The 7,256-nt window shown below is 45.7% G+C and carries 4 protein-coding genes and 1 pseudogene; 2 read left to right on the forward strand and 3 right to left on the reverse strand.

Features of this window, described 5'->3' with window-relative positions:
- The 3 genes and pseudogenes from Q0257_RS12675 to Q0257_RS12685 all read right to left on the reverse strand — a co-directional run.
- A pseudogene (locus tag Q0257_RS12675) lies at positions 1-212 on the reverse strand (cytochrome C); the annotation flags it as partial.
- A gap of 42 nt (positions 213-254) precedes the next feature.
- The gene (gene nosZ, locus Q0257_RS12680) at positions 255-2,846 is read right to left on the reverse strand and encodes a Sec-dependent nitrous-oxide reductase (protein WP_005870833.1); all 2,592 of its coding nucleotides are present in this window, start codon (positions 2,844-2,846) and stop codon (positions 255-257) included.
- 12 nt (positions 2,847-2,858) lie between these two features.
- The gene (locus Q0257_RS12685) at positions 2,859-4,016 is read right to left on the reverse strand and encodes a hypothetical protein (protein WP_298025341.1); all 1,158 of its coding nucleotides are present in this window, start codon (positions 4,014-4,016) and stop codon (positions 2,859-2,861) included.
- A gap of 295 nt (positions 4,017-4,311) precedes the next feature.
- Between Q0257_RS12685 and Q0257_RS12690 the strand changes: the two genes are divergently transcribed.
- Complete coding sequence (locus Q0257_RS12690; protein WP_298025343.1) at positions 4,312-5,979, forward strand: anaerobic C4-dicarboxylate transporter; 1,668 nt, start codon at positions 4,312-4,314, stop codon at positions 5,977-5,979.
- A 141-nt stretch (positions 5,980-6,120) separates the two neighbouring features.
- The coding region (larA, locus tag Q0257_RS12695; protein WP_298025345.1) for a nickel-dependent lactate racemase at positions 6,121-7,256 on the forward strand (1,136 nt) is incomplete at its 3' end.

A 7,256-nucleotide genomic window follows, 5' to 3' on the forward strand; every position in this document is an offset into this window, starting at 1 on the left:
TTTTTAACATCACTAGGAATTAGGTGATTTTTATACGATGCTTTCGTATAAAAATTCCATATCGGTGCGGAGTATGCGGGCAGCTGCGAGACGCTGCTAACCTGCCCCGATACGATTTTGCCTTGGACTTTGAAAAATCCGAGCGTAGGGATGGTAAAAGCGACCGTCATAATAAGCAGCGCTAAAATCGCGTAAATTTTATATTTTGGCATTTCGTCTCCTTTAAATTCTCCCCCTTGCGGGGGAGAGTGGGGCTAGTTAAGACCCGCGTTCTCATCGACCCATTTTAGGTATTCGATGATATCTTTGATCTCTTCATCTTTCATATGCTGATTTGGCATGCGAAGGTTGAAGTAATTTATCATTGCCTTAACGTAGTCGTCTTCGTAGAATTTAGCAGGGTCTTTGATGAAATCGGCTACCCATTTCTCGCCGTTTTCGTGGCGGAGTAGGACGCCCGTTAGATCAGGACCGGAGCTTACTTGACCGATGACGTGGCAGCCGTTGCAGCCTCCGCGTAGGTAAGCCTTTTCGCCGTTAGACGCAGCCTCGCTCATAGGAGTGGAGAGCTCGCGGATTAGGTTATTTTTAGCGCGAAGTCCGACATCTGCGGTTTTTACTAGATACTGCCAAACTTGACCTTCCCAAAGTATCGCGCCGTTCATATCGCCCGCTTTTACCGCGGCGTCTGCCTTGGCTTTGGTTTCAGGAATTTTGCCGTATTGATCTAGCGCGTCATCGACTAAAGCCTTGACCTTAGGATACTTCTCGTAGTTTTTCTCTTTTAAGAATTTAACAACTGATTGAATAACATCGTCGGTGGCTTTATTCGTAGCTACTACCTTGTCGTATTCGGCTTTTAGAGCCTCCGGGCTAAGAGCTTTTAGCATAGAAGCTTTAGCTGAAGTGTATTTTTTATTCGGATCTTTTACGTATAGATATCCGAACATCTCAAGGTGCAACGCAGAGCAGAATTCAGTGCAGTAGAAAGGAAATACGCCCTCTTTATCTGCGATGAAATTTACGCTCGCAGTCTTGCCCGGCTCAAGCGACATATGCAGATCGTAATCATCAACCGTAAAGCCGTGAGTTTCGTCCTCGGCACGCTCTAAATTTGTCATATAGATCGTTACGTTATCGTCCTTATTAACCTCGATGTGCTCAGGATTAATATGGCTGCGGATCGCTGTAGCATAGACTTTTACGTTTTTGCCGTCGCGCTCGATGCGCTCCTGACCTGCTAGCGTCATAGCAGGGTGTTGCTTGCCGGTACGAGAGTTTGTTCCCATAGTATAGGTAGGTTTCGTATGAAGCTTGCTAGCTGCGATAGAAACTACGTCGTGCGGCTCACCTAGACCGATAGGAAGATCGTAAAGCATCTCCATTTTAGGTCCTGTAATATCGATAAGCTGGTGATTTTGCGGATGAAGCGGTCCGATAGGATTAAATCTATCGATCGAAAGCTTATCCAGTGCGATTACGTATTTGCCGACAGGCTTAGAGGATTTGCCCTCCATGGAGTCGAGGTGACCGATATTGTAGTGGACGTTGATCCTATCTAAAACCTTTAGCGTTTTGTAGTTCCATTTTACGATCTGGCTATCGACGTAAAGCGATGTATAGATTACGCCATCTTGCGAATCGAAGGTGTTATGCAAAGGTCCAAGACCAAGCTCTGCTTGTCCGTGAAGCGTCTTTTGCATATCTAGGATCGGAATTCCGTATGGATCCTTGCCTGCATATTCTTTCTTATCAATTAGCTCTTTGATCTTTTTGAAATCATAAACGCTGGCGTGAGTATCTAGTTTACCGCCGATAATGATATAGCGACCATCAGGGCTAACATCGACGCCGTGAGGGGATTTGGCTTCAGGGATCAAAAATAGCGCTCCCGCTTTTACGGCGGCGTCTATCGTAACGATTCTGTGTCCGTTTACGACCTTATAGTTTTTGCTGTCTTGAGCAAGCTTTTCTAGAATTTGCCAGTTGTAAACGTGCAGGTAGTCGGTATCGTTGCGGCTCATACCGGCTTCCATCGGAGGCAGACCCTTTTCGATGCCGCCTGTGTACATTTCGGAGTTAAAGCTGTTGGTAAACGCCCAGCCGAAGCTCTCGCCCTTACCTGCGTCACTTAGATCTTGCATATATGGAGGAAGCTCTAGAGAAAAGGATTTATTTACGTCGATTTTACCTTTATCGTAGTCAAATTTCCATAGCGTTACTGCACCGCGATAGACTGCTTGATACTCCTCGATTGGGTGCCAGTCGTTATCGAAAGGGGCTGCGTATTGGCTGGTTTCGATGACGTATTCGGTATTAGGCGTTACGAAAGAGCCGCCGTGATCGCTTTTGATTACGGGATTTACGACTATTTGAGTAGTTTCGAAATCTGATAAATTTATAACCGCGATTCTTGGGTTTGCCTTATCGTTGATAAAGAGATAATCGCCCACATACTCGCCGTTTTTCTCGCTGAAATTTGGATGGTGAGTATCGCCCCAGTTGATCTCTTTGCCGTTAATGGAGCCCGATCTTAAGACCGCCTTGCTCTCCTCGTCAAAGCCGTATCCCTGCCAAGGCTCCGGGGTAAATACGCCGATATATTTGTAGATCCTCATCGACGGCACGCCGTAAACGATCACCTGTCCGCTTTGACCGCCGGAAGAGAAGACCATATAATCGTCCTTCCTACCGGTCGGCTGATAGGTCTTAGCCGCCGCTAAAACGTCTTTTTCGCTTAAATTTCGCTCCTTCATCACGCGCTCTAGGTCGCTATCCGCGGCACACAGGGCGCTTGCGGCGAACAAAACCGAGCCCAAAAGCACGGGTTTGAAACTTTTTAACATACTAATCCTTTCTTAGAATTTTAAAATTTTACCTGATTTGCTGACTACGAGGATCGCTTCCCCGTCTGCGTACATCGCTAAAAATTCGCTTTTTAAATCCACAACCTCCTTTAATCCTGCTTTTTGATTTTCGTAAATTTTATCTTTAGTAGCGATAAACTGCGTGCCGCGGGCGCACACGATGGATTTGATCCAAGAGCCCACGCTTTTGCGCTCGCCGCTTTTTAAATTTATAAAATTACCCTCTATATCGCCTGCAAATAGCGTCCCATCGCAGTCTGCAAGCGCAGTGGCTATAGAGCCGCTTAAATTTTTATCGCCAGCTTCGGCTGAAATTTCGCTTCGAGTTTTAAGCCCCTCGTCTTGAAATTTTGCGCCTTTGAATTCTAAGCTTTGAAATTCCGCGCTCTTTGCGCCGCTAGCTTTCGTTTTATTTGGCTCGGAGGCTTGCACGATTTTCGTGCTATTAAATTCCGCATCTTTAAATTTCACGCTACCAAGCTCTCCCTGCGTAGCGCGATTAGGCGCTGTATCGCTGCCGCTAAATTTAGTCGCGACAAGATCTGCGCTAAAACAGGCTACGCCGTTCCAGCTTGCGACGCAAAGTCCGTTAGCGCCCAGGCTAACGGCATTGATCCTGCCGTAATGAAACGAAATTCCGCGCAGCCCATCTGGGGCGGAATTTCTATTTAAAGATTGCCCGTTCGCGGTGGAATTCTCGCCTGAGGCGTAGTCGCCATCCGCGCTGTTATCAGGGTCTTCGTCTAATCTTATTAGTTGATTTTTATCCACTACCGCGTAAATCGCGTCTTTTGCGGCATAGATCGCATCTATTTGGGCTGTGCCGTTACGCCCCGTCTTAAGCGTGCGTAAAAACTTTAGTCTATCGTTTAGCACCGCGATTTCGGCTCCGCCCCAAGCTAGATAAATTTTGCCGTTTTTAAAATTTAGAGCCGTGATTTCATTATCGCTGTATTTTTGCGCGAACTCCACATCCCATTTAGCAGTATCAAACATCCTAAGCTCGCCGCCACTGCCGCATAAAAGCAGTCGGTGCGAGCTTGCGTCGAATGCGCCCAGACGCAGCGTGGAGTTTAGATCAAAGCTACCTGCTGCTGCCATCTGCGATAAACAAATCAAAAAGGCAATACAAAATTTTATAAAATTCATCTTAATCCGCTCTTTGCGAAATGATACTACTCCAAGGCTTAAAAATCGGTTTAAAGCCTGAGCTATAATGAAATTCTAAGTTTTCTTAAAAATTGCGAAATTCTATGATATAAAAACAGCTCTAAGTGAAATTTTATTTTTCACATTTCGCTATAAATTCTGCTTTAAAATTATAATTTCAGTAAATTTTTATTTTGATAGATTTTTACAATTTGTAACGCTCCTTTAATTTTGTTTAAATAAAAAGTTAGTATAATCGCCAAAGTTTGTTTTAAATTTTACTGAAGGAGAAACTATGGAGTTTCTGACAAGTTTGTCTGAAAGCACTCAATTCTTTTTGCAGCTCATTATAGTCTTGGGCTGTTTGTTTTATGGTGCTAAAAAAGGTGGTATGGCGCTGGGAATTCTAGGCGGTATAGGCTTAGTGATCTTAGTGTTTGGATTTAGATTAGAGCCGGGTAAGCCGGCAGTGGACGTTATTTTAACTATCCTCGCAGTTGTCGTAGCAAGTGCAACGCTACAGGCTACGGGAGGGCTTGATGTAATGCTTCAAATAGCGGAGAAATTGCTTCGTAAGCATCCAAAGATGGTTTGTATCATCGCTCCAACTGTTGCGTGGACGCTTACAATCTTATGCGGAACGGGACACACCGTCTATACGCTGCTTCCGATCATCTATGACGTAGCTATTAAAAATGGGATTCGCCCTGAGCGCCCGATGGCTGCTTCTACGATCTCCTCGCAACTTGCTATCATCGCTAGCCCCGTTTCGGTTGCCGGCGTTTCGATGGTCGCGATCTTACTAGGTCAAGGCGTGCATATCGAGGGCTTTAGTACGTATTTGGATCTACTTAAATTAACAATCCCTTCTACTTTCATCGGTATGCTTGCGATCGGAACGTGGTCGATTTTTAGAGGTAAAGATCTAGATAAAGATCCGGAATTTCAAGAAAAGATCAAAGATCCAGAGCAGAAAAAATATATCTACGGCGAAAGTACGACCTTGCTAGGTCAAAAGCTTCCTAGGATTAAGTGGATCTGCATGTGGATATTCTTAGCCACTATTGCGCTAGTAGCGGTTTTAGGTTACGAAAAAAGCTTACGCCCTGCGTGGACTAAAAATGTTCCGGGCAAATCCGTAGAGATCATCGTCGATAAAAAGACGGTCAAAAATATCACGATCAAAGATGGTCAGGTCATTTCTATGGTGGACGGCGGTAAGGTCGTCTCAAACGTCAAAGAGTCTAAAGCCAAAGATGCGACGAAATTTAATAGCGTCGAAATTTACGACAAAGATAAAAAGCTAGCTCAAAGCATCGTCGCTCAAGACGGAAATGTAGTAATTACGACAGGTGATAAGAGCGAAAGTATCGCAAATGCAAGCATTGTCGTAAAAGATACTATGAAAAAGACCACAAATTTAAATATGGTCTTAACCATTCAAATTTTCATGCTCCTAGCGGCATCCATCATGATGATCGCTTCGGGTATAAAAGCGGGCAATATCGCTAAAAACGAAATTTTTCATAGCGGTATGATCGCGCTCGTAGCCATTTATGGAATTTCATGGATGGCAGAGACTATGTTTACCGCTCACATCGAAATGCTTAAAGCGTCGCTAGGTAAGGTCGTTATGGCGTATCCGTGGACATATGTCATCGTTTCGCTTTTGATTAGTAAATTCCTTAACTCTCAAGCAGCAGCGGTTGCTACTTTCGTACCGCTAGCGGTTAGCATCGGTATCGATCCGGGTCTTATTATTGCGTTTGCGCCGGCTTGCTACGGATACTATATCCTACCTACCTATCCGAGCGATCTTGCGGCGATCCAGTTCGACCGCTCCGGCACTACGCACATCGGCAGATTCGTCATCAACCACAGTTTCATTTTCCCTGGGCTAATAGGCGTTCTTACTTCATGCGCGATGGGCTTTATCTTCGCTCATATTTACGGCTATTTATAATAGTTGCGCTCGCGGGCATATGGCTCGCGAGCTTTTAAATTTCAAAATTCTTTAGATTAACGCTCCGTGCCCGCGCAAAGCTAAATCGTTTTAAATAAAATTTACGTTATAATCCCGCCAAATTCCACACAGGAGGCAGATATGCAAATCCCTATCGCATACGGCAAAGATGATCATCTAAATCTAGAGATAAACGAGAAAAATTTGCTCGGCGTTTTCGATCCAAACCCCGTGGCTAAATTTGACGAAACGGCGCTCATCGCAAAGGCTCTGGCAAATCCGATAAATCAAAAAAGCTTTGACGAGTTCATAGCGGGCGATGAAAAGATCGTCATCATCGTAAACGACGGCACTAGACCTACGCCTACGGCAAAAGTTTTAAAGCAAATTTACCCAAAAATCCGCGAGAAAAATAAAATTTTCATCATCGCCACGGGCTGCCATAGAGAGGGCACGCTTGATGAGTACGAGATGATCTTCGGTAAAGAAATTTACGCCGAGCTTAACGCCAAAAACGAAGTTCACGATCACGACTCCAAGCACGACGAGATGGTATTTTTAGGCGAGAGCAAAAACGGCACGCAGATGTATCTAAATAAAATCGTAGCCGAGGCTAAAAAAGTGATCGTCATCGGCTCGGTCGAGCCGCACTATTTCGCGGGCTACACGGGCGGCAGAAAGGCCTTTTTGCCTGGCACGGCGTCATACGAGAGCATCACGCAAAACCACAAACTAGCCCTTAGCTCCGACGCTCAGGCGCTGCGCCTAGAGGGCAATCCCGTGCATGAAGATATGATCGACGCGATGAAGGTTCTTGCGCACATCGACGTTTTTTCGATCCAGACGGTGCTTGATAGCGAGCACGGCGTGTATTACGCAAGCGCGGGCGACCTCAATGACAGCTTTTACGACTGCGTGAAAAAGGCCGACGAGGTCTTTTGCGTAAATATCCCGCGCAAGGCAGATATCGTGATCTCGGTCGCGCCCTATCCGATGGACGTCGATCTCTATCAAGCGCAAAAAGCCCTAGACAACGGCAAACTAGCGCTTGCTCAGGACGGAATTTTAATAATGGTCGCAAAGTGCCGCACGGGCATCGGACCAAAGCCGTTTTTTGATCTGATGGCTTCCGCCGATACGCCTAAAAAGGTGCTAGAAAAGATCAGCGCGGGCTTTAAGCTCGGCTACCACAAAGCCGCTAAAATGGCTGAAATCTCGCTCTGGGCGCAGACCTGGGCGGTGAGTGATCTAAGCGACGATGAGATGCGAGCCGTACA

The sequence above is a fragment of the uncultured Campylobacter sp. genome (assembly GCF_938018035.1).
GTDB lineage: Bacteria > Campylobacterota > Campylobacteria > Campylobacterales > Campylobacteraceae > Campylobacter_B.